Origin of the sequence: Jiangella sp. DSM 45060 (assembly GCF_900105175.1) — a bacterium.
In the GTDB taxonomy this organism is placed as follows: Bacteria; Actinomycetota; Actinomycetes; order Jiangellales; family Jiangellaceae; genus Jiangella.
In genome coordinates this window covers 7,040,877-7,063,337 of sequence record NZ_LT629771.1, presented here as the reverse complement: position 1 = coordinate 7,063,337, position 22,461 = coordinate 7,040,877, and the positions used below count along the sequence as shown (strand labels likewise).

Genomic DNA, 22,461 nt, shown 5'->3' with positions numbered 1-22,461 from the left:
GGGCCCTATGCGCAGCCGCAGCCGGCGAGGGCGGCCGCGACGTCGTCGAGGGCGGCCCGCGCCTCCGTCGTGTTGCCGACGTCGTCGGCGAGCACCGCGAACGCGTACGCGACGCCGTCGGCGGCGACCACGACGCCGGCCAGGGCACTGACGCCGGTGAGCGTGCCGGTCTTGGCGCGGACCAGACCGGCCGCGGCGGAGTCGTCGAACCGGTCGGCGAGCGTGCCGGTGAACGCGGCGACCGGCAGCCCGGTGACGACGGCGCGCAGCTCCGGGTGGTCCGGCCCGGCGGCCAGGGCCAACGTCTGGGTGATCAGCGTGGCCGGGACGGCGCTGCCGCGTGCCAGCCCGCTGCCGTCGAGCAGCGTGGCGCCGGACGCGTCGAGGCCGAGGTCCGCGAGCGCCGCGACGATGGCCGGGCCGGCCGCCTCGGACGTCCCGGCCGCGCCGGACGCGAGCGCGACGTGCCGGGCCAGCACCTCGGCGCCGTCGTTGTCGCTGCTGGTGAGGATGTCCTCGACGATCGTCGCGAGCGGTGCGGACGCGACGGAGGCCAGCTCGGGGGCGTCGGCGGGTGCGACGGCCTCGGCCGGGTCGCCGTCGACCGCGATGCCGTGGTCGGCGAGCAGGCCGGCGAACTCCTCGGCCGCGTCGAGCGGCGGGTCGGACGGGCGGTCCATGATGTCGGCGGCCAGCGCGGTCGTGGGCGAGACGACGCTGGGGATGTAGCCGGGGCTCCAGTCGGGGTCCGCGGCCGGCCCGCTGAACAGCGACGCGTCGTACGACAGCGTCACCGACGACACCCCGGCGTCGGTCAGCGCCTGCGCCGTCGCCGCGGCGAGGCCGGCCAGCCGGGTGCCGGTGCCGTCGTCGCCGGCCGTGAGCGTGGGGTCGCCGCCGCCGACCAGTGTGACGGCGGACGGGTCCGGCCCGCTGACGACGCGGGTGGTGAACCGGTGGTCCGGACCGAGCGCGTGCAGCGCGGCGGCGCCGGTGAGGATCTTCAGCGTGCTGGCCGGCGTGTGCGGGTCGGCGCCGGCGGTCTCGTAGGACGGCGTCCCGGTGACGAGGTCCACGACGCTGACCCCGACGCGACCGCCCAGCCCGGCCGCGCCCAGCGCCGGGGCGAGCACGTCGCCGACGGCCGGCTCACCCGTCGCGCCGGCGTCGGCCGGAGCAGCCAGAACGCCCGGCGCCGGGGTCCACGTCGGAGCGGGCGCCGCCGCCGGCCGGAACAGCGGCGTCTCGGCCGCCGCCTCGTCGTCGATCCAGGGCAGGCCGGTGGTGCGGTCGAGCACGACACCGGCGCCGGCGGCCAGCACGACCACGCAGCCCGTCGCGATCGCGACCCGCCTCCACATCGTCGCCCCCTCAACCTGTTGACACGGCGGTCATCACCGTACGGGAGACTGGACCCGACCAGCACATCGGGACGCGTGGGGGAAGGACCTACAGGTGGAGTTCGACGTCACCATCGAGATACCGGCCGGGAGCCGGAACAAGTACGAAATGGACCACGAGACCGGCCGCATCAAACTCGACCGCCGGCTCTTCACGTCGACGCGCTACCCCCACGACTACGGGTTCATCGACGACACCCTGGGGCTCGACGGCGATCCGCTCGACGCCCTGGTGCTGCTCGAGGAGCCGACGTTCCCGGGGTGCCTCATCCGCTGCCGCGCCGTCGGCATGTTCCGGATGAAGGACGAGGCCGGCGGCGACGACAAGGTGCTCTGCGTGCCCGCGGGCGACCCGCGGAAGAGCACGTTCCAGGACATCGGCGACGTCCCCGAGTTCGACCGGCTGGAGATCCAGCACTTCTTCGAGATCTACAAGGACCTCGAGCCGGGCAAGTCGGTCGAGGGCGCCACCTGGGTCGACCGCGGCGCCGCCGAGGAGGAGATCAAGGCCTCCCGCCAGCGCCTGATCGACTCAGGCGGGACGCACTAGCGGCCGGGTTCTAGACGCGGCCGTAGAAGGACGGGTCGACCCAGTAGAAGACGTTCTGGACCTCGACGTTCTTGCCCGGCCGCGGCGCGTGGATCATCCGGCCGCCGCCGATGTACAGGCCCACGTGGTACACGCCGGAGGCCTGTCCGTTGTCGGACCAGAAGATCAGGTCGCCGGGGCGCAGGTCGGAGTACGAGACGCGGTCGACCGCCTGCGCCTGGGCGACGCTCCAGTGCGGCAGACCCACACCGCCGGCCTCCCAGGCCCGCATGGTGAGGCCGGAGCAGTCGAAGCTGTTCGGGCCGTCGGCGCCCCACTCGTACGGCTTGCCGACCTGCGCGTACGCGTAGTCGACGGCGGCCTGGGCGCCGTTGGCCGGCGGGTCCGGCTGCTCGGGCTCCTCCGGTTCCTCGGTCGGCTCCGGCGACGGCTCGACGGTGGGCTGCGGCGGGACCGGTGGCTCAGGCGGCTCCGGCGGCGTCGTGGGCTGCGGCGGCGTCGTGGGCTGCGGCGGGCTCGGCTCCGTCGTCGGCTGCGGCGGGGTGGTCGGCGGCGGCTCGACCGGCACGGTCGGGTCGTCCGGCGGGCCGACCGACGGCTCGGTGGTCGGCTGCGGCGGGGCGGTCGGCTGCTCCGCCTGCTCTTCCTCGGCCTGCTCCTGCTCGGCGGCGAGCGCCTCCTGACGCTGCCGCTCCAGCGCGACGGTGGTGCCTCGGGCCGCGGCGAGCTGGGTGATGGCGGCGCCGCGCTGCTCCTCGACGGCGGCGACGGCCTGCTCCTGCCCGGCGACGGCGGCCTCGGCGGCGGCGCGCGCGGTGTCGGCCTGCTCGGCCGCCGCGGACCGCTCCGCCAGCGCCGTGGCCGCCAGTGCCGCCGCGTCGTCGGCCTCGTGCCGGGCGTCGCGGGCCCGCTGCGCGATGGTGGCCTGAGAACGGGTGACGGCGCGCAGCGCGCCCATGCCCTCGTAGAGCGCCTGCCCGTCGTCGGCGCCGAGCACCATGCCGACGCCGGCCAGCTGGCCGCCCTGGCTGTACGTCGCCGCGGCCATACGGCCCAGTTCGATGCGGGCCTGCTCGGCCTCGGCCGCCCGCTGCTCGGCCGCCGCGCGCGCCGTCGCCTCCGCCTCGGTGGCCTGCTCGAGCAGCACCCGGGCGCCGTTGTAGGCCTCGATCGCCTTGGCCGCCGCGATGTACAGCGCGTCGACCTGCGCCGTCAGATCGGCCAGCCGCGCCTCCAGCGCCGCCACGTCACCGGCGGCGGCCGCCTCGGCGTCGCGGGCGTCCTGGAGCTCGGACTCGGTGGGAACGGCCGGGTCGGCGTGCGCCGGCCCGACCACGCCGGCGGCCAGCGCGGTGGCGAACACCCCTGCCACGAACCGATTCCGCACTGACAACCTCCCCCGTACCTGGCGTCCCACGAAGCACAGTAACCAAGAAAATCACGGGAGTGAACAGGAATCACAAGAATTTCAGGAGTCACACGGCGTGTCGCCTTGACTAAGCACACACGTGTAATTCCACGCCTCGCGCCACGTTGATCTTGGAGAAGCCGCGGAACCAATCGGGCACATCGCCCCGCAATTGCGCCGTTGCTCCAAGATCAACTCGGACGGCGGGGTCGGGGGACGATCAGGCGTCGGCGTCCACGTCGGCGTCCGCGTCGGTTCGGGGCGCCTGCACGCGCCGGAGCAGCGGCGACAGCACCAGCACGCTGCGGGTGCGGGCGACGAACGGCTCGGCGGAGATCTCCGTCAGCACGCGCTCGAAGTGCTGCATGCTCCCGGCGAAGACGTGCAGCATGGCGTCGGCGTCGCCGGTGACCATGAACGCCTCGACGACCTCCGGGTAGGTCTGCACGCGGCGGGCGATCTGCTCGCCGGTCGTGCGCGGGTTGCAGAACAGCTCGACGTACGCCTCGGTGCTCCAGCCGATCTCGGCCGGTTCGACCCTGACGGTGAACCCGGTGACGACGCCGCGGGCGCGCAGCCGGTCGACGCGGCGCTTGACGGCGGGCGCGGACAGGCTGACCTTCTGGCCGATGGCGCCGTAGCTGGCCCGGCCGTCGGCCATGAGGGCCCGGATGATCCGCTCGTCCAGCGCGTCGAGTGTCATGGGTGGATCGTCCCCTTCCGCGCCATCCGACGCAACGAATCGCCGTTCGTTCGAGAACAGACGCAACGTTTCGCCTGCATATGGCAATGGAACGATCTCGATCGCCACCGTCGCCGCGCTCTACCTTGGCGCTGTGACCGTGAACGACGCCACGGAGCTGACCCGGCTCCCTCCCGGCCGGCCCGTGCCGGGCAGCGCGAACGCGTTCTCGACCGGCAGCTCCCGTGTCGCGACCACCCGCGACTACGTGATGTGCCGTCCAGAACACTTCGCCGTCCATTACTCGATCAACGTATGGATGGATCCATCCCGACCCGTCAATGTTGATCGTGCGTTGACACAGTGGGACGACCTGCGCGCGACGTACGAGCGGTTGGGCCATCGCGTCCACCTGCTCGACCCGCGGCCCGGCCTGCCGGACATGGTGTTCGCGGCGAACGGCGCGTTCGTGGTCGGCGACCGCGCGCTCGGTGCCCGGTTCCGCGAGCTGGTCCGGGCCGACGAGGCGCCGGCGCACCGGTCGTGGCTGGAGGCCGCGGGCGTCGCCGTCACCGAGCCGGTCGCCGTCAACGAGGGCGAGGGCGACTTCGCGTGGGCCGGCGGGCGGATCCTGGCCGGCGCCGGGTTCCGGTCCGACCCCGCCGCGCACGCCGAGCTGGCCGCCGTCTTCGGGGTGCCGGTGGTGCCGCTGGAGCTGGTCGACCCGCGCTTCTACCACCTCGACACCGCGCTCGCCGTCCTCGACTCGACGACGATCGCGTACTTCCCGCCGGCGTTCTCGCCGGCCAGCCAGGAGCTGCTGGCCGGGCTGTTCCCCGAGGCGATCGTCGCCACCGAGGCCGACGCGCTCGTGCTCGGGCTGAATGCCGTCAGCGACGGCCGGCACGTGGTGCTCGCCGCACAGGCGCACGACCTCGCCGACGCCGTCGCCCGGGCCGGGTTCGAGCCGGTTCCCGTCGACGTCTCCGAGCTGTTGAGGTCCGGTGGCGGCGTCAAGTGCGCCACTCTGGAACTGCACGCCCCATCCATCGCCGAGGAGCACCCGTGACGATGCAGACCACCCGCACCCAGGACGCGATCGCCCTCGTCGAGAGCAGCACCGCGCACAACTACCACCCACTCCCCGTCGTCGTCGCCGAGGCCGAGGGCGCGTGGGTCACCGACGTCGAGGGCCGCCGCTACCTCGACTTCCTCGCCGCGTACTCCGCGGTGAACTTCGGCCACCGGCACCCGCAGATCGTCGCCGCCGTCAAGGCGCAGCTCGACCGCGTCACGCTCACCAGCCGCGCGTTCCACCACGACGTGCTCGGACCGTTCGCCCGCGAGCTGGCCGACCTCGCCGGCAAGGAGCTCGTGCTGCCGATGAACACCGGCGCCGAGGCGGTCGAGACCGGCCTCAAGGTGGCCCGCAAGTGGGGCTACGAGGTCAAGGGCGTGCCGGAGGACCAGGCGACGATCATCGTCGCTGAGGGCAACTTCCACGGCCGCACCATCAGCGTCGTCAGCTTCTCCACCGATCCGGTCGCGCGCACCCACTTCGGCCCGTTCACGCCCGGTTTCCGGGTGGTCCCGTACGGCGACGCCGAGGCGATGGCGGCCGCGATCGACGACACCACGGTGGCCGTGCTGGTCGAGCCGGTGCAGGGCGAGGCCGGCGTCGTCGTGCCGCCGTCCGGGTACCTGGCGGACGTGCGGCGGCTGTGCGACGAGCGGCGGGTGCTGTTCATCGCCGACGAGATCCAGTCCGGCCTCGGCCGCACCGGCACCACGTTCGCCTGCGAGCACGAAGGCGTCGTGCCCGACCTCTACCTGCTCGGCAAGGCGCTCGGCGGCGGGGTCGTGCCGGTGTCGGCGGTCGTCGGCAACAGCGACGTCCTCGGCGTCATCCACCCCGGCGAGCACGGCAGCACGTTCGGCGGCAACCCGCTGGCCTGCGCGGCCGGGCGCGCCGTCGTCGCGATGCTGGCGACGGGTGAGTGGCAGCGGGCCGCCGTCGAGCTGGGCGCGCACCTGCATGCGCGGCTGCGCGAGCTGATCGGGCACGGCGTGGTCGAGGTCCGCGGGCGCGGGCTGTGGGCCGGCGTCGACATCAACCCGGAGCTGATGAGCGGCCGCGAGGCGTGCGAGGCGCTGCTGGCCGAGGGCGTCCTCGTCAAGGACACGCACGGCTCGACCATCCGGTTCGCGCCGCCGCTCGTGGTGACGCGCGACGAGATCGACCTCGCCGTCGACGCGCTCGGCCGGGTGCTGGCGGCGCGCGGGGCGTGACGTCCGCCACGCCGCGGCCGACGGCACCTGCCGGACACCTGACAGGCGTACGGTGACCCGGTGCCGAAGAAGCCCGACGACGAGGTCACCGTTCTCCGCGTCAACCCCGCCGTCTGGGCGCAGGCGTTGAAGGCGGCTGACGGTGACGCCAGACGCATCGAGATCCGCGGCGAGTTCGACGTCGTCGTGCACAACGAGCCATTGCCGCCCAGCGAGCGGGTGAAGCGCGCGCCGTGAACCGCCGGCTGCTGCTCGCTCTCTCGGCTCTGGTCGTCGTCATCGCGGCCGCCGTCGTGGTCGTCGTGGTGACCCGTGACGACGGTGAAGCCGCCGACACCGCGGCCGATCTCGCCGGCGTGCTCAGCGACGAGCAGCGGGCGCTGCTCGACTCCGCCGTCCCCGCCGCGGACTGCCCGGACGAGCCGGTCGCCGCGCCCGGCGACGACACGCTGGTCGCCCTCGACATCCTGCGCGTCGACGAGAACGACTGCCTCGTCGCGACCACCGAGTACCTCGCGGCCGACGAGGTCGAGGCGCGCCGGGCCGAGGTGCTCGAGGAGAGCGGCGTCGTCGCCGCCGGCGTGGTCGGCGAGGTCGCCGTCGACGCGGAGGACGACCGCCGCCACGACCAGTGGCCGCTGGACCGGCTCGGTGCCGAGACTGGGTCGCCCGACCTGCCCTGGCCGGACGGCGACGGCGCCGTGCTGGCGGTCCTCGACACCGGCATCGACGAGACGCACCCGGACCTCGGCGACGCCGTCGTCGAACGCCGCCATTATCCCGGTGAGGGCGCCCACGACCCGCACGGCCACGGCACGCACGTCGCCGGCATCGCGGCCGCCCGGCGCGACAACGGCGGCATCGTGGGGGTCGCGCCGCGCGTGAGCGTCCTCGACGTGCCGGTGCTGCTCGAGGACGCCGACGACCCCGGGCGGCCGACCTGGCCGACCGGGCTGGTCTGGGCCGTCAACCACGACGCCGATGCGGTGAACATGTCCTTCGGCGGGCCGATCCCGGAGTCGCCCGACGTCGAGGAGAACCAGGACCTGGACGTCGAGGCGGCGGCGGTGTACTTCGCCGTCAGCAACGACGTGGTCGTGGTCTCGTCCGGCGGCAACTGCGGGCTGCCGGTCATCGGCTGCGACGACCGCCACCAGCGGCAGACCCCGGCCGCCCTCGCGGGCGTGATCGCCGTCGGCGCGGTGCAGGAGGACTTCGACCTGGCCGGCTACTCCACGCGCAACGAGGACATCGACCTCGTCGCGCCCGGTGGCGGTGACCTGCGAACCAGCGTGCTCTCCACGTACCCCGGCGGTGACTACAAGGGGATCAGCGGCACGTCCCAGGCCGCGCCGCACGTCGCCGCCGCGGCCGCGCTGATCCGGGCGGCCGCGCCGGAAGCGCGTGGCGACACGATCGCGCACGCGCTGGTGGACACCGCCGACCTCGACCCGCTGGACGAGGAGGACCGGCTGGGACTCGGCTTGGGCGACGGCTTCCTGGACATCACCGGCGCACTGGAGCAGGTCCTGGACGGCGAGCCGCCCGCGACGCCGTCGGCGGACAGCACCCGCCTGGCCTACGTCAGCGACGACCAGCTGTTCGCCTTCGACGGTGGTCGGGTGGAGCACGTCCGGGCGGTCGACCCCGGGGTCGCGGTGCGCTGGGTGGGCTGGGCCTCCGACGGGTCGCGGCTCGTCGGCGCCGACGACGGCGAGCTGTTCACCTGGGACGCGGCCGGCGCCGAGCTGGTCGAGGCGCCGTGCGGCTGGTGCTCGGAGGGCCGGCCCGCGTTCCTCGAGGACGTCGAGGTCGACGGCGAGACCGGCGACGTCGTCGTCGGCATGGACTACGCGGGCACCATGACCTGGTACGACGCCGCGACCCTGGAGGAGGTCGCGACCACGACCGCGGCGTTCCCGGCCGACGCGGTCGGGTCGAAGACTCTGCTCGGCGCGGTGGGCGGGCGGTTGCTCGTGCACGAGTCGGGCGGCGCGCAGGCGTCGGAACGGGTGTGGCTGGTCGACCCGGCCTCCGGCAGCGCCGAACTGTCGCACGACGTCATGGGCTCGTCCCAGGCGGCGATCGCCGTCTCCGCCGACGACACGCGGGTCGCCGTCGTCACCGGCTATGGCGCGTGCAGTGCCGAGGCGACGGTGCTCGGCGGCGCCGACCTGACGGAGGTCGCGTCCGCGCCGGTGCCCGACGGGTTGATCGTCGGGGACGTGTTCTTCAACGGCGAGGCCCTCTACGCGAGCATGGACGAGACCGCGAGCGACTGTTCGGCGCTCTCGCCGGCCGGGCTGTGGCGGCTCGACGGCGACCGGTGGCAGGAGGTCTCCGACGGCTTCTTCGGCGCCCGACCCCTGGACGGCCTGACCGGCGGGGTCGAGCAGAGCTGGCTGGTCTACCGGCCGGACCAGCTGGCCGCGTTCGTGCCGCCGCTGCCCGGCGGACCGTCGGAGGAGGACCTGGGCACGATCACGCACGGCCCCTGGGCGACGCCCACCCACACCGAGGTTCCCTGGCCGTAGGTGTCACAGGGTTCGTGCGGCGGGGACCTTCGACGGTGTGAGCGGGTCGGGCCAGAGCGTGCTGCGTCAGGCGGTGGAGTCGTTGCTGCGTGCCCGCGCCGACGCCGAACGCGAGCTGCACGACGTCGCCGCCCGGGCCGCGAAGGCCGCGCTGCGCCCGTCCGAGGCGGCCCGCGCCGCGCGGCACCCGCTGGCCCGCCGCGCCGCCGACGACGCGGCGGGGCCGGCCGCCGCGTTCCCCGCCGACCTGGCCGCGCTGGCGACTGACACCCGCACCGCCATCGCCACCGAGATCCACGCCCTGCTCGACCTCCTCGCCGTCGACCACCACCAACTCCCGCCGCTGCCGCCGCTCGACCCGGGCCCGCTCGCCGTCCCGGGCGCCGCCGGGTTCGTGCAGGCGTTTCCGGACGGTTTCGCCCGCTCCTACGTGGCCGCTGTGCTCGGCGACCTCTCCGGCGGCCGCGCCACGTCCAAGGCCGACGCCGCCGCTCAGCCCGCCGCCCGGCAGCTCGCCATCGACGACGCCCGCGACCGCATCGTGGCGGCGGTCTCCCCGCCCCACCAGGCCGTCGTGCGGGCGTGGTTGTCGCATGAGGCCTGCCATGCGGTCGAGATCCACGGCCCCCAGGTCAGCGACCGCGAGCTCGAACTCCGCGTCGGCTGGACCCGCCCGCCCGACCACGCCACCCCGGGCGCCGACCCCTGGCGCATCCGCCCCGACGGCAAGGTCGTCTCCCAGCACCGGGTCATGGTCGATGCCGGCGCGTTCACGAGCGAGGCGGCGTTCGTGCGGCCGCTCGAAGCTTTCCTGGCGGTCGCCGGCCGTCACGAGGGCGGTATCGACGGGTTTCTCCGGGATCACTCAGCGGGCGGCATCGCGCCGTTCTTCATCACCGCACGCCAAGGCGGGCTGGCACCCGGCGACGCGGTGGCGTACCGCGGCGCGGGAACCGGTACCCCGCAGGCCGCCCGCGACTGGGTACGGATGCGCCGCGACGCGATGAAGAACGACGACGAGTGCATGGCGCCCGTGCGTACCATTCCGTACGACCCGATCGCCGACGGCGCCGACCCGGGCGTCCGGCTCGTGTTCAAACACCGGGAGGACGGCTGGGTCATGGTGACCTACTACCCCAGCGACAGCCCTGCGCCCGACAACCAGCGTCTCGAGGACCTCACGTGATCCCACGCAGTCAGAACTTCCGCGGTTACCTCGGCGGCTGGTTCAGCGCCGAGACCGACCTCCGGCTGTACATCGAGGCGTGCGAGCGCGTCCCGGCCTGGCTGGCCGAGAGCAACCAGGGCGTCCTCGACTTCCGCGCCGAACTGGCCACTCACATCCGCGAGTCGTCGTTGCCGCCACGCCCGAACGACTCGCAGTGGGGCACGGACGAATGGCTGCGCGACCTCTGGTTCGACGCGTTCGGGCCGGAGGCGCCGCCTGGCGACCCGTACCCCGTCCCGGCCGATCAGTGGGGCCGGGAGCGGCTCACCGACTACATGCTGCACGCGGTCGACGAGGACGAGGAGGGCAGTAGCGAGGGGGCCGCGGCGTGGCTGGCGGCGCGCGGGCTGACCGCGCAGGGCGTGTACGACGCCGTCTCCGGCGAGACCGTGCGGCGGCCGGAGCCGGAGGGGTACGCCGAGCATCTGCGGCGGCTCACGGAGGCGGGTCTGCGGGAGGCGTGACCGCCCGGTAGCGCTCCGCGATGAGGGCGGCGACCAGCGGGTGCGGCCCGATCGGCGGGGCGACGACGTCGGCGCCGGAGGTGGTGAGGCGTTGCTGGAAGAGCCCGGGCGCGAGCAGGTACGACGCGACGCCGACGCGGGCGTGGCCGGCGGCGCGCAGCGACGCGACCGCGTCGGGCACGGACGGCGAGGCGGTCGTCACGAAGGCCGGCACGACCGGACGGGACAGCGCCGACGAGAGCAGCGAGGCCGCGACGGAGACCTCGGCCAGGGCCGAGGCGTCCGACGAACCCGCGGCGGCCAGCACGACGGCGGACGGCAGGTCGGCAGAAGCAGAACGCAGCCGCGCCTCCACGGCGGCGACGACGGCGGCGTCTGGACCGAGCGCCGGCGTCACCAAGGCCCGTCCGCCGTCCGCCGTCACGGCCTCGGGCACGTCGACCCGCACGTGGTACCCCGACGCGAGGAACATCGGCACCACGACCGGCCGCTCACCGGCGGGAACCCCCGCCAGCACGGACGACAGCGTCGGCTCGATCACGTCGACGTACGCCACCCGGACGTCCACCCCCGGCAGCAACGTCCGCACGCCGGACAGCAGCGACTCGAGCACGACGGGTCCTTCGGGGGCGCGGGTCCCGTGCGCCACGGCGATGAGGGTCACGACACCAGTCTCGCTCGACGCCGGCTCGCCGGAGTTCGTACCGTCAGATCATGACGTCCGACCCCAGCGCCCAGGGCCCGTTCCGGCAGCGTGCCCGCCGCGTGGTCCGCCCGCAGGGCCCGCCGACGCAGCCGCTGGCGATCCGCGGCCTGCAGAGCCGGCTGACGGCGGACGAGGAACGTCAGGTCCTGGACCTCATCCTGCGCACCGGCGACGCCATGATCGCGACGGGCGCGCCGGTGGCGGACGTGACGGCGGCGCTGCTGCGGCTCGCGGCCGGGTTCGGGGTGACGCGGTTGCAGGTCGACATCACGTTCATCTCGATCATCGCCTCCATCGACCGCGACGACGACCCCATCACGAAGGTCCGCGTCATCAACCTGCGCAACTCCGACTACAGCCGGTTGGCGGAGCTGTTCGACCTGGTCGACGACGTGCATCGCGGCGGGGTCACCCTCGACGACGCGCAGCGGCGGCTGGACGACGTCCTGGCGGCGCCGCACCCGTACCGGCGCTGGATCGTGACGCTGGCGCTGGGCCTGATGGCCTCGGGGGTGGCGCTGCTGCTCAACGGCGGCTGGCTGGTGGCGCTGGTCGCGGCGATCACCACGGTCGTCATCGACCGGACGTTGCGCGCGCTGCGCCGCTGGGGCCTGCCGTACCTGTTCCAGCAGGTCATCGGCGCGGGGCTGGCGACGGTGGTGGGGCTGGCGGCGTTGTGGGCGACGGACCGCTTCGGCTGGTCGCCGACGCTGCTGCCGCCGTCGCTGATCGTGGCGTCCGGCATCGTCGTGCTGCTGGCCGGGCTGTCGCTGGTCGGCTCGGCCGAGGACGCCATCGCCGGCTATCCGCTGACGGCCGCGGCCCGGACGTACGAGGTGGTGCTGCACACGATCGGGCTGGTGGTCGGCATCGGCGTCATGCTCGATCTGGGCCAGCGGGCCGGCATCCCGCTGACGATCCTCGAGCCGGGCACGCTGAACATCCCGACCACGATCCAGATCCTCAGCGGCGGCCTCATCGCCGGCGCCTGGAGCCTCGCGTCGTACACGCGGGCGCGCACGATCCCGGTCGTGCTCGGTGTCGGCATGGTGGCGGCCGCGGTGCTGCTGCTGGGCCGTCAGGTGCTGGAGATCGGCCCGGCCGGCTCGTCCTTCCTCGCGGCGCTGGTGGTGGGCCTGATCGCCGGCGGTCTGAGCGAGCCGCTGAAGACGCCGAACCTGGTCATCTCGGTGTGCGGTATCACGCCGCTGCTGCCGGGCCTGGCGATCTACAACGCGATGTTCCGCATGGTCGAGGGCGACGACGTCGTCGGCGGGACGGGGCAGCTGATCGCCGCGTTCGGCATCGCGCTGGCGCTGGCCGCGGGCGTCACGCTGGGCGAGTTCCTGGCCACGCCGCTGCGCTCGGAGATGGACCGCTGGCAGCGCCGGGTCGCCCGCCGCGCCCGCGGCACCCGCAGCTGACCGCGCGCTCACGCCAGCAGGTCGCGCAGCGCGACCACGTCGCCGACCACGACGACAGCGGGCGGCTCGATCCCTTCGGCCGCGCAGCCGACGGTGTCCAGGGTCGCGACGACGACCCGCGCGCCGCTGGCCATCACGACGGCGACCGGCGTGCCCGGCCGCCGCCCGCCGGCGACGAGCCGGGCGGCGATACCGGCGAGGTGCGTCACGCCCATCAGCACGACGATCGTGCCGGTGCCGGCCGCCAGCCGATCCCAGTCGACGGTCGACTCCGGCGAATCGGGGTGGGCGTGCCCGCTGACGATCGTCACCTCCTGCGTCACGCCGCGCTGCGTCACCGGGATGCCGGCCAGCCCGGGGACGGCGACGGCGCTGCTCACCCCGGGCACCACCTCGTACGGCACGCCGGCCGCGGCGCAGGCGAGCGCCTCCTCGCCGCCGCGGCCGAAGACGAAGGGGTCGCCGCCCTTGAGCCGGACGACGCGCAGCCCGCGGCGGGCGCGGTCGATCATCAGCGCCTCGATCTCGCGCTGGTCGCGCCGGTGCCGGTGCGGCTCCTTGCCGACGTCGACGACCTCGACGTCCGGGCGCAGCGCGTCCAGCAGCGACCGCGGCGCCAGCCGGTCCACCAGCACGACGTCGGCCTGCTTCAGCAGGTCGAACCCGCGCAGGGTGAGCAGTCCCGGGTCGCCCGGTCCGCCGCCGACGATCGCCACGTGCCCCGTCACGACGCGTACTTCCCCGCGCCGGACGCCTCGGGCTCGTACGCCAGCCGGTAGCCGCGTTTGACCACTGTCTGGACGACGCGAGCCCCGACGGCGCCGCGCAGCCGGGTGACCGCCATCTCGACGGCGTGCTCGTCGCTGCCGCCGCCGGGCAGGACGGCGAGCAGCTCGGCCCGCGACACGACGACGCCGGGACGGCGGGCCAGCTCGGCCAGCACGGCCATCGGCCCGGGCGGCAGCTCGCGCACCTCCCCGTCGACGACGACGGCGTGCCCGCGCAGCTGGACGGCGTGCCCGGCGGCGCGCAGCGTGCGGCAGCGGGCCGGCAACGACGCCACGATCTCGCGGACCAGCGCGCCCAGCCGCGATCGGGCCGGCTGCACCGTCGCGATGCCCAGGCGCTCCAGCCGAGCCGCGGTCACCGGCCCAACGCACGCGGGCAGCACCGACGACCGCAGCGCGTCGAGCACCGCGGACGAGAGCCCCATGGACGACGCCAGCGACAGCAGGCTGGCCACCGCCGGCGCGCTGGTGAACACGACGCAGTCGACCTGCCGGGCCGCGACCGCCTCGACCAGCCGGCCCAGCGGCGCGACGTCGTCCGGCGGCACCCAGCGGTAGACCGGCACCGCGACGACGACGGCGCCGGCGGCGGTCAGCGCGTCGGTGACGTCCGGCAGCGGTTCGCCGTGCAACTGCACCGCGATGCGCCGGCCGGTCAGGTCCTGCGCGAGCAGGTGCTCCAGCACCTCGGCGGACGATTCCGACGGCGGCGCCCAGTCGTCGGTCAGCCCGGCCGCCCGCAGCGCACCGCGCGCCTTCGGGCCGCGGGCCAGCAGCGTCGCCGACCCGAGCCGGTCCAGCAGCCGTTCCCCCAGTCCCCACCCGTCGGCCGCCTCCATCCAGCCGCGGAACCCGATCCCGGTGGTGGCGACGGCGATGTCGACCGGCTCGTCGACGCACCGGCGGGTCGCCGCGAGCAGCTCGGCGTCGTCGTCCAGCGGCACGATCCGGATCGCCGGCGCCTGCACGACCCGGGCGCCGCGCCGCTCCAGCAGCGCGCCCAGTTCCTCCCGCCGGCGCGCGGCCGTCAGCGCGACGGTGAATCCCGCCAGCGGCAGGTGCTCCGTCACGGCACCGCCACCTCGACGTCGCCGTCGCGCACCCGCACGTCGTACACCGGGACCGCGACCCCCGGCTCGTCCAGGCATTCCCCGGTGAGCAGCGAGAACACCTGCTTGTGCAGGGGCGAGGCGACGGTCGGGACGGCGCCGCGCGACCCCACGATGCCGCGCGACAGCACGTGGGCGCCGCTGAACGGGTCGCGGTTGCCCACCGCGTGGATATCGCCGGAGACACCGCGGAAGATCGCCACCTGGACGCCGCCGACCAGCGCCGCCACCCCGCGCTCGGGCAGCAGGCGGTCGAGGCGGCAGACGACGGTCCACAGCCGGACGTCGAGAACGGTCATCGGCGCACCACCTCCAGGGTCGGCCCCGCCACGACGGGACGGATCTGCCCGCGCTCCACCTCGAACCGGATGCTCGGGTCGGGAGCGTCGGGGGCGTTGACGAACGACACGAACCGGCCGAGCTTCTCCTCGTCGTCGAGGACCGCGGCCCACTCGTCGGTGTAGGAGCCGACGTGCGCCTCCATCGCGGCGTCCAGGTCGGCGCCGAGCCCCAGCGAGTCGTCGACGAGGACGCGGCGCAGGTAGGCCAGGCCGTCGCCGTGCTCGTCGGTGAGCGCCTCGATCCAGGCGGAGGTGCGCTGCAGCCGGTCGGCCGTCCGCACGTAGAACATGAGGAACCGATCCACCAGCGCGACCAGCGCTTCGGAGGAGAGGTCGGACGCGAACAGCTCGGCGTGCCGCGGCCGGAACCCGCCGTTGCCGCCGACGTAGAGGTTCCAGCCGTGCTCCGACGCGATGATGCCGACGTCCTTGCTGCGCGCCTCGGCGCACTCGCGGGCGCACCCGGAGACGCCGGCCTTGATCTTGTGCGGCGCCCGCAGCCCGCGATAGCGCAGCTCCAGCATGATCGCCAGCGACGTGGAGTCCTGCACGCCGTACCGGCACCAGGCCGACCCGACGCACGACTTCACCGTCCGCAGCGCCTTGCCGTAGGCGTGCCCGCTCTCGAACCCGGCGTCGACCAGCCGACGCCAGATCGCCGGCAGCTGCTCCACCCGCGCGCCGAGGAGGTCGATGCGCTGTCCGCCGGTGATCTTGGAGTAGAGACCGAAGTCGCGGGCCACCTCGCCGATCGCGATCAGCCCCTCCGGCGTCAGCTCGCCGCCCGGCACCCGCGGCACGACCGAGTAGGTGCCGTTGCGCTGCAGGTTGGCCAGGAAGTGGTCGTTGGTGTCCTGCAGCGCCGCCTGCTCGCCGTCCAGGACGTGGCCGCTGCCCAGGCTGGCCAGGATCGACGCGACCACCGGCTTGCAGATGTCGCAGCCGCGGCCGGTCCCGTGCCGGGCGACGATCCCGCTGAAGGTCCGGAGCCCAGTGACCCTGACCAGGTCGAACAGTTCCGCGCGGCCCATGGCGAAGTGCTCGCACAGCGCCGGGTTCGCCTCGACGCCGGACTGCGTGAGCAGCGTCTTCAGCAGCGGGACACAGCTACCGCAGACGGTGCCGGCCCGGGTGCACGCCTTCAGCGCGCCCACGTCGGCGCAGCCCTCGTCATGGATCGCGGCGCGGATGGCCCCGGCGGAGACGTTCTGGCACGAGCACACCTGTGCGTCGTCACCGAGGTCGGACGTGGACGGCCCGGCCAGCAGCAGCTGCTCGGGGGTGTCGGCGAGCGGCTGCCCGACCATCGTCCGCAGCGCCGCGTACGCCGACGCGTCGCCGACCAGCACCCCGCCGAGCAGCCGCGACGCGTCGTCGGTGACGACCAGCTTCTTGTAGACGCCGCCGACGGGGTCCGCGTAGACCACCTCGAGCGCGTCCGGCGCCGCCGCGTGCGCGTCGCCGAAGCTGGCGACGTCGACGCCGAGCAGCTTGAGCTTCGTGGACGTGTCGGCCTCGGCGAACGCCGCGTCGCCGCCGAGCAGCCGGTCGGCCACCACCTCGGCCATCTCGTAGCCGGGCGCGACCAGCCCGTAGACGCGGCCGCCGGCCACCGCGCACTCGCCGACCGCCCAGATCGCCGGGTCGGACGTCCGGCAGCCCTCGTCGACGACCACACCGCCGCGCTCCCCGACGGCGAGCCCGGCCGCACGCGCCAGCTCGTCCCGCGGCCGGATCCCGGCGGAGAACACCACCACCCCGGTGTCCAGCGACGATCCGTCGGCGAAGGTCAGCCGCAGCCCGCCGTCGACGGCCGAGATCCGCTCGGTCGCGGTGTCCAGCCGGGCGGTCAGCCCGAGCGCCTCGACCCGGCGCCGCAGCACCTCGCCGCCGCCGCGGTCGACCTGCGCGGGCATCAGCCGCGGCGCGAACTCCACCACGCCGGCCGACAGTCCGAGCGAGAGCAGCGCGTTCGCCGCCTCCAGCCCGAGCAGGCCGCCGCCCACGACCACGCCGGACGACACCGACGCGGCCCGGGATCGCAGCGCGTCCAGGTCGTCGATGGTCCGGTAGACGAAACAGCCGTCCAGGTCCGCGCCCGGCACCGGCGGCACGAACGGCCGCGACCCGGTGGCCAGCACCAGCGCGTCGTAGCCGACCTCCCGACCGGCCGACGTGCGCACCCGCCGGGCAGCCCGGTCGATCTCGACGACCGCCTCGCCCAGCAGCAGCTCGCAGCCGTCGTCGTAGCAGCCGTCCGGGACCAGCCGCAGCTCCTCCTCGGTCGTCCCGGTGAGGTACGAGGTCAGCGCGACGCGGTCGTAGGCGGGCCGCGGCTCCTCGCCGAGGACGGTGATGCGCCACCGCCGCCGCGGGTCACGCTGCCGGACCGCCTCGACCAGCCGCTGCCCGACCATGCCGTTGCCGACGACGACGAGGTGACGTGGTGCACTCATGCGGGGACCTCCACGGTGGGTCGGGACGCGAGCAGCGCGGCGACGTCGGCGCGGCAGCCGCCGCAGCCGGTGGTCGCGCGGGTGGTGGCGGCGACCTCGGCGACGGTGTCCGCGCCGGCCGCGCGAATCCGGCCCGCGGTGACGCCGTTGCACCGGCAGATGGTCTGGTCGTCCGGCGCGTCCGCGGCATCGACGGCGGCCGAGGCCACGCCGGGGAAGATCAGGGCGCGCCGGTCGGCCGGCGGCGGCGCCGCGCGGTCGAACAGCTGGGTGACGGCGCCGACCGTCTCCGGCCCGCCGAGCATGATCGCGCCGGTGACGCGGTCGTCGCGGATCACGACCTTCTGGTACGTCCCGCGGGCCGGGTCGGCGAACCGCAGCACCTCGACACCGTCGGCGAAGTCGTCGACGTCGGTCTCGCCCATCGCGGCGAGGTCGACGCCGGCCGCCTTGAGCCGGGTGACGACGGCCGAGCCGCTGTACCGCGCGGCCCCGCCGGTGAGCACGTCGGCCAGCACCGTGGCCTGCTCCCACGCCGGCGCGACCAGCCCGTACACCTGGCCGTCGTGCTGCGCGCACTCACCGATGGCGTGGATCGCCGGGTCGGTCACCGAGGTCATGGTGTCGTCGACGACGATCGCCCGCTCGGTCGCGACGCCCGCGGCCGCCGCCAGCGCGCTGTTCGGACGCACCCCGCAGGCCACGACGACGAGGTCGGCCGGCAGCCGGGTGCCGTCCTCCAGCCGCAGGCCGCGCCCGCCGCCGCCCCAGCCGTCGGTGAACCGCACCGCCCCCGCGTTGAGCCGCACGTGCACCCCCAGCGTGCGCAGCGTCCGGGCCAGCACCCGGCCGGCGTCGAGATCCAGCTGCCGCTCCATCGGCCGGTCCGCCGGGTGCACGACCTCGACGGCGATCCCGCGACCGGCCAGCCCGCGGGCCGCCTCCAGTCCGAGCAGCCCGCCGCCGAGAACCACCGCGTGCCGCACCCGGTGCAGCCGCGCCAGCATCGCCCGGCAGTCGCCCAGAGTGCGGAAGACGACGACGTCGCGGTCAAGCTCGCCGTCGTCGCCGGTCAGCCCGTCGATCGGCGGCACCCACGGCCGGCTGCCGGTGGCCAGCACGAGGTGGTCGTACGGGATGTGCTCGCCGGCGGTCGTGAGGACGCGGCGGCGACGTCGGTCGATCGCGGCCACCGTGACGCCGGTACGCAGCTCGACGTCCTCGGCGGCGTACCAGGCCGACGGCACCGTCTCGATCTCCGCCGGCGTCAGCGACCCGGCCAGCACCGACGACAGCAGCACCCGGTTGTACGCGGCCTCCGGCTCCGCACCCAGCACCGTCAGCTCGAACCGGCGGCCGGGGTCGCGGGCGCGCAGCTCCTGCACGAACCGGGCGCCGGCCATGCCGTGTCCGACAACGAGGATCCGGGTCACGCGACCACCCGTTCCAGCCGCACCGCGCACACCTTGAACTCCGGCATCCGCGAGACCGGGTCCAGCGCGGGGTTGGTCACCCGATTCACCGCCTGCTCGCCGCCCCAGTGGAACGGCATGAACACGGTGTCGGGCCGGATCGTCGTGGTCAGCCGGACCCGTCCGACGGCGTCGCCGCGACGGCTGACCACCCGGACGAGGTCGCCGTCGGCCAGCCCGCTGCGTCCGGCGAGGTCGGGGTGGATCTCGACGTGCGGCTCGACCGCCAGCGCCGGGATCCGGCGGGTCTGCGCGCCGCTCTGGTACTGCTGCAGCACCCGGCCGGTCGTCAGGTAGACGGGGTGGTCGGCGTCGACGTCCTCGGCCGGCGGCCGGTGCTCGACGGCGACGAACCGGGCCCGGCCGTCGGGCGTCGGGAAGCCGTCCGCGAACAGCCGCGGCGTCCCCGGGTGCGAGGCCGACGGGCACGGCCAGAACACCCCGCCCTCGGCGTCGATGCGGTCCCAGCCGATGCCGGCGTAGTCGGCGACGCCGCCCGCGCTGGCCCGGCGCAACTCGTCGTAGACGGTCTCCGGGTCGGCGCTGAATCCCTCGCCCCGGCCCAGCCGCCTCGCGAGCGCCGTCAGCACCTCCAGCTCGGTGCGCACGCCCGGCGGCGGCGCGACGGCCCGGCGCCGCCGGATCACCCGGCCCTCGAGGTTGGTCATCGTGCCGTCCTCCTCGGCCCACTGCGTGACCGGCAGGACGACGTCGGCCAGCGCGGCGGTCTCGGACAGCACGACGTCGCTGACGACCAGCAGGTCCAGCGCCGCGAGCCGCTCGGCGACGAAGCGCCCGCGCGGCGACGACACCGCGAGGTTGGTGCCGTGCACCAGCAGCGCTCGCGGCCCGCCGTCCGTCCCGAGGCTCTCGATCAGCTCGTACGCCGACGGGCCCGGCCCGGGCAGGTCGTCCGGGTCGACGCCCCAGACGGCGGCGAGGTGCGCGCGGGCGGCGGGGTCGTCGATCTTCCGGTAGCCGGGCAGCTGGTCCGCCTTCTGCCCGTGCTCGCGCCCGCCCTGCCCGTTGCCCTGGCCGGTGATGCAGCCGAACCCGCTGGACGGCTTGCCCGGCAGGCCGAGCGCCAGCGTCAGGTTGATCAGGGCCGAGACGGTGTCGGTGCCCTTGCTCTGCTGCTCCGCGCCGCGGGCGGTGAGGACGACGGCGCCGCGCCCGCGCGCGCCCGCGGCCAGCTGCGCGACCGTCGCCCGCTGCGCCTGCACCGAGACGCCCGTGACCCGTTCCACCCGCTCCGGCCACCACTGCGCGGCCGCTCGCCAAGCGGCGTCGAACCCGGTCGTGCGGTCGTGGATGTAGGCGCGGTCGGCGTGCCCGTCGGCGACGGCGATGTGCAGCAGCCCGAGCGCCAGTGCGAGATCGGTGCCGGGCGCGACCGGCAGGTGCAACGTCGCCTGCTCGGCGGTGGCGGTGCGGCGTGGGTCGGCGACGATCAGCGCACCGCCGCGGTCGACGACGGCGGCCAGGTGCCGCACGAGCGGCGGCATGGTCTCGGCGACGTTGCCGCCGGCCAGCAGGACGGCGCCGGTCTCGGCGAGGTCCGGCAGCGGGAACGGCAGCCCGCGGTCGATGCCGAACGCCCGGTTCGACGCCGCCGCGGCCGACGACATGCAGTACCGGCCGTTGTAGTCGATGTTCTTCGTCCGCAGCGCGACCCGGGCGAACTTGCCCAGCTGGTAGGCCTTCTCGTTGGTCAGCCCGCCACCGCCGAGGACGGCGACCGCGTCGCGGCCGTGGTCGCGCCGGGTCGTGGTCAGCCGGGTCGCCACCACGTCGAGCGCCTCGTCCCAGCTCGCCTCCCGGAACGGCGCCGTGCGGTCGTCGCGCAGCAGCGGCGTCGTCAGCCGGTGCGGCGAGCCGAGCAGTTCGGCCGCGGTCCAGCCCTTCTGGCACAGGCCGCCGCGGTTGGTCGGGAAGTCGCGCGGGCCCACGGTGACGCGGCCGCCGGCGTCCGCCGTCAGCGTCATGGCGCATTGCAGGGCGCAGTACGCGCAGTGGGTGGCCGTGGTGCCCATGCCCGCCACGATGTGAACCGGCCGTTTCCGGACCGGCTCCGCCACGTTACGCCCGCGATAAATGCCTCGCACTCGTCACCTCCGCCGGCCGTGATCAGATGTCGGAGCCGGCCAGCGCCGCGCCCCGTCGCGCGTAGTTCCACCAGGTCAGCGCCGCGCAGGTGACGTAGAAGCCGAGGAAGATCACGAACGCGGCCGCGACGGCGCCGGCCGGCACCCGGCCGTCGTTCACCAGCCCCAGAACGCCGAACGTCGCGACGATGGCGAACCCGCCGAACGCGCCCACCGCCGACGACAGCCCGATGACGGCGGCCGCCTCGGTCCGGTTGCGGAAGATCATCGGGATCATCCGGAACGTCGACCCGTTGCCGAGCCCGGTCGTCACGAACACCAGCAGGAACGCCCCCAGGAACAGCGGCCAGCTGCCGCCGTCGACCGCGATGATCACGACGACCGTCCCGGCGGCCATCGCCGCGAAGTTCCAGAACGTCACCCGCGCCCCGCCCACCCGATCGGACAGCCAGCCGCCGAACGGCCGCGCCACCGAGCCGACCAGCGCGCCGAGGAACGCGTAGTTCGCCGCCGGCACCTCCGGGAACTGCAGCTGGATGAGCAACGGGAACGCCGACGAGTAGCCGATGAACGAGCCGAACGTGCCGATGTAGAGCCACGACACGATCCAGGTGTGCCGGTGCCGGACGACCGCGATCTGCGAGCGGAACGTCGCCAGCGACACCGACAGGTTGTCCATGAAGAACCACGCGCAGACCGCCGCGACCAGCCCCAGCGCCGCCCACACCCATCCCGCCCGGGCCAGGTCCACCCCGGCGGCGCTCGCGCCGACCAGCCCGAACAGCCCGCCGGCGCCGACGATCAGCGGCAGCCCGAGCTGGATCAGCGCGACGCCGACGTTCCCGCCGGCCGCGTTCAGGCCGAGCGCCAGCCCCTTCGACCGGTCCGGGTAGAAGAAGCTGATGTTCGTCATGCTGGACGCGAAGTTCCCACCGCCGAACCCGGCCGTCGCCGCGATCAGCAGGAACGCCCAGTACGGCGTGCCCGGGTTGCCGACCGCGACCGCCAGCAGCACCGTCGGCACGAGCAGCAGCAGCCCGCTGACGACCGTCCAGTTCCGGCCGCCGAAGCGCGGCACCGCAAACGTGTATGGGATGCGCAGCACCGCGCCGACCAGGTTCGGCACCGCCACCAGGAAGAACATCTGGGCGGCGCTGAAGCCGAACCCGTAGTGCGCGACGAGCAGCGCGGACGAGATGCTCCACAGCGTCCACACCGAGAACGCGACGTTCTCGGCGACGATCGAGACGACCAGGTTGCGCCGGGCGACGCCGCGGCCGGTGCGCTGCCAGAACGCCTCGTCCTCCGGCTCCCAGTGGTCGATCCACCGTCCGCCGCGTCGCACGGGAGGGGATGGTGTGGGCGGGGCGAGCGTCGGCGTCCGTGTCATGACGTCCTCCGGGTCGGGGTCTGACTGCGTCGCCGACGCTAGGAACGCCGCATTTCCGCGACGTGCCCTGATCGGCCCGCCCGTGTCAACGTCTCCTCACCGTGCCCCGCCCCCG

At 74.5% G+C, this 22,461-nt stretch carries 19 protein-coding genes; 8 read left to right on the top strand and 11 right to left on the bottom strand.

Annotation, left to right across the window (positions count from 1 at the left end):
- Nucleotides 1-5: 5 nt before the first annotated feature.
- A complete protein-coding gene (gene dacB / locus BLU82_RS31935; RefSeq protein ID WP_092624834.1) occupies nucleotides 6-1,361 on the bottom strand; it encodes a D-alanyl-D-alanine carboxypeptidase/D-alanyl-D-alanine-endopeptidase in 1,356 nt (451 codons plus the stop codon).
- A 94-nt stretch (nucleotides 1,362-1,455) separates the two neighbouring features.
- Here dacB and BLU82_RS31930 point away from each other — a divergent pair, with 94 nt between their 5' ends.
- Nucleotides 1,456-1,950, top strand: a complete 495-nt coding sequence (locus tag BLU82_RS31930) for an inorganic diphosphatase (protein ID WP_092624833.1) — start codon at nucleotides 1,456-1,458, stop codon at nucleotides 1,948-1,950.
- A 10-nt stretch (nucleotides 1,951-1,960) separates the two neighbouring features.
- Here the strand turns inward: BLU82_RS31930 and BLU82_RS31925 are convergent, their stop codons facing one another.
- Together BLU82_RS31925 and BLU82_RS31920 are read right to left on the bottom strand one after the other, a co-directional pair.
- Nucleotides 1,961-3,337: an NlpC/P60 family protein gene (locus BLU82_RS31925; protein ID WP_157741394.1), complete on the bottom strand. Its 1,377-nt coding sequence runs from the start codon at nucleotides 3,335-3,337 to the stop codon at nucleotides 1,961-1,963.
- 241 nt (nucleotides 3,338-3,578) lie between these two features.
- The gene (locus BLU82_RS31920) at nucleotides 3,579-4,061 is read right to left on the bottom strand and encodes an Lrp/AsnC family transcriptional regulator (RefSeq protein WP_092624831.1); all 483 of its coding nucleotides are present in this window, start codon (nucleotides 4,059-4,061) and stop codon (nucleotides 3,579-3,581) included.
- 250 nt (nucleotides 4,062-4,311) lie between these two features.
- On the opposite strand from BLU82_RS31920, the gene ddaH reads away from it, so the two are divergent.
- The 6 genes from ddaH to BLU82_RS31895 are packed head-to-tail and all read left to right on the top strand — an operon-like array spanning nucleotide 4,312 to nucleotide 10,555.
- Complete coding sequence (ddaH, locus tag BLU82_RS31915) at nucleotides 4,312-5,109, top strand: dimethylargininase (RefSeq protein ID WP_092626663.1); 798 nt, start codon at nucleotides 4,312-4,314, stop codon at nucleotides 5,107-5,109.
- Nucleotides 5,110-5,111: 2 nt separating this feature from the next.
- Nucleotides 5,112-6,329 carry an ornithine--oxo-acid transaminase gene (gene rocD, locus BLU82_RS31910; RefSeq protein WP_092626659.1) on the top strand — a complete coding sequence of 406 codons (1,218 nt, stop codon included), beginning with the start codon at nucleotides 5,112-5,114 and terminating at the stop codon, nucleotides 6,327-6,329.
- Nucleotides 6,330-6,389: 60 nt separating this feature from the next.
- Nucleotides 6,390-6,566 (top strand): hypothetical protein, encoded by a 177-nt coding sequence (locus BLU82_RS34590; protein WP_157741393.1) that lies wholly within the window; start codon nucleotides 6,390-6,392, stop codon nucleotides 6,564-6,566.
- On the top strand, nucleotides 6,563-8,863 hold the full coding sequence (locus BLU82_RS34885) for a S8 family serine peptidase (protein ID WP_092624830.1): 2,301 nt from the start codon (nucleotides 6,563-6,565) through the stop codon (nucleotides 8,861-8,863). The genes BLU82_RS34590 and BLU82_RS34885 overlap by 4 nt, the downstream gene beginning before the upstream one ends.
- Before the next feature lie 37 nt (nucleotides 8,864-8,900).
- Complete coding sequence (locus tag BLU82_RS31900) at nucleotides 8,901-10,049, top strand: hypothetical protein (protein WP_092624829.1); 1,149 nt, start codon at nucleotides 8,901-8,903, stop codon at nucleotides 10,047-10,049.
- Entirely contained in the window at nucleotides 10,046-10,555 is a 510-nt protein-coding gene (locus BLU82_RS31895) for a hypothetical protein (RefSeq protein WP_092624828.1), read from the top strand. Before BLU82_RS31900 ends, BLU82_RS31895 begins: the two co-directional genes overlap by 4 nt.
- On the opposite strand, the gene BLU82_RS31890 is transcribed toward BLU82_RS31895, so the two are convergent.
- Nucleotides 10,527-11,219, bottom strand: coding sequence for a sirohydrochlorin chelatase (locus tag BLU82_RS31890; RefSeq protein ID WP_092624827.1), 693 nt, complete (start codon nucleotides 11,217-11,219; stop codon nucleotides 10,527-10,529). The genes BLU82_RS31895 and BLU82_RS31890 overlap by 29 nt on opposite strands.
- A gap of 50 nt (nucleotides 11,220-11,269) precedes the next feature.
- Here BLU82_RS31890 and BLU82_RS31885 point away from each other — a divergent pair, with 50 nt between their 5' ends.
- Entirely contained in the window at nucleotides 11,270-12,685 is a 1,416-nt protein-coding gene (locus tag BLU82_RS31885) for a threonine/serine exporter ThrE family protein (RefSeq protein WP_092624826.1), read from the top strand.
- Nucleotides 12,686-12,693: 8 nt separating this feature from the next.
- Here the strand turns inward: BLU82_RS31885 and cobA are convergent, their stop codons facing one another.
- The 7 genes from cobA to BLU82_RS31855 form a co-directional block, all read right to left on the bottom strand.
- Nucleotides 12,694-13,413: a uroporphyrinogen-III C-methyltransferase gene (gene cobA, locus BLU82_RS31880; protein WP_092624825.1), complete on the bottom strand. Its 720-nt coding sequence runs from the start codon at nucleotides 13,411-13,413 to the stop codon at nucleotides 12,694-12,696.
- Nucleotides 13,410-14,543, bottom strand: a complete 1,134-nt coding sequence (locus BLU82_RS31875; RefSeq protein WP_231947637.1) for a uroporphyrinogen-III synthase — start codon at nucleotides 14,541-14,543, stop codon at nucleotides 13,410-13,412. Before BLU82_RS31875 ends, cobA begins: the two co-directional genes overlap by 4 nt.
- Complete coding sequence (gene nirD / locus BLU82_RS31870) at nucleotides 14,540-14,881, bottom strand: nitrite reductase small subunit NirD (RefSeq protein ID WP_092624823.1); 342 nt, start codon at nucleotides 14,879-14,881, stop codon at nucleotides 14,540-14,542. The genes BLU82_RS31875 and nirD overlap by 4 nt, the downstream gene beginning before the upstream one ends.
- Nucleotides 14,878-17,379 (bottom strand): nitrite reductase large subunit NirB, encoded by a 2,502-nt coding sequence (gene nirB / locus BLU82_RS31865; protein WP_092624822.1) that lies wholly within the window; start codon nucleotides 17,377-17,379, stop codon nucleotides 14,878-14,880. Before nirB ends, nirD begins: the two co-directional genes overlap by 4 nt.
- On the bottom strand, nucleotides 17,376-18,812 hold the full coding sequence (locus tag BLU82_RS35380; protein ID WP_231947636.1) for an FAD-dependent oxidoreductase: 1,437 nt from the start codon (nucleotides 18,810-18,812) through the stop codon (nucleotides 17,376-17,378). Before BLU82_RS35380 ends, nirB begins: the two co-directional genes overlap by 4 nt.
- Complete coding sequence (locus BLU82_RS35375) at nucleotides 18,809-20,884, bottom strand: molybdopterin oxidoreductase family protein (protein ID WP_197682604.1); 2,076 nt, start codon at nucleotides 20,882-20,884, stop codon at nucleotides 18,809-18,811. The genes BLU82_RS35380 and BLU82_RS35375 overlap by 4 nt, the downstream gene beginning before the upstream one ends.
- Before the next feature lie 94 nt (nucleotides 20,885-20,978).
- Nucleotides 20,979-22,346: an MFS transporter gene (locus BLU82_RS31855; protein ID WP_092624821.1), complete on the bottom strand. Its 1,368-nt coding sequence runs from the start codon at nucleotides 22,344-22,346 to the stop codon at nucleotides 20,979-20,981.
- Nucleotides 22,347-22,461 lie beyond the last annotated feature (115 nt).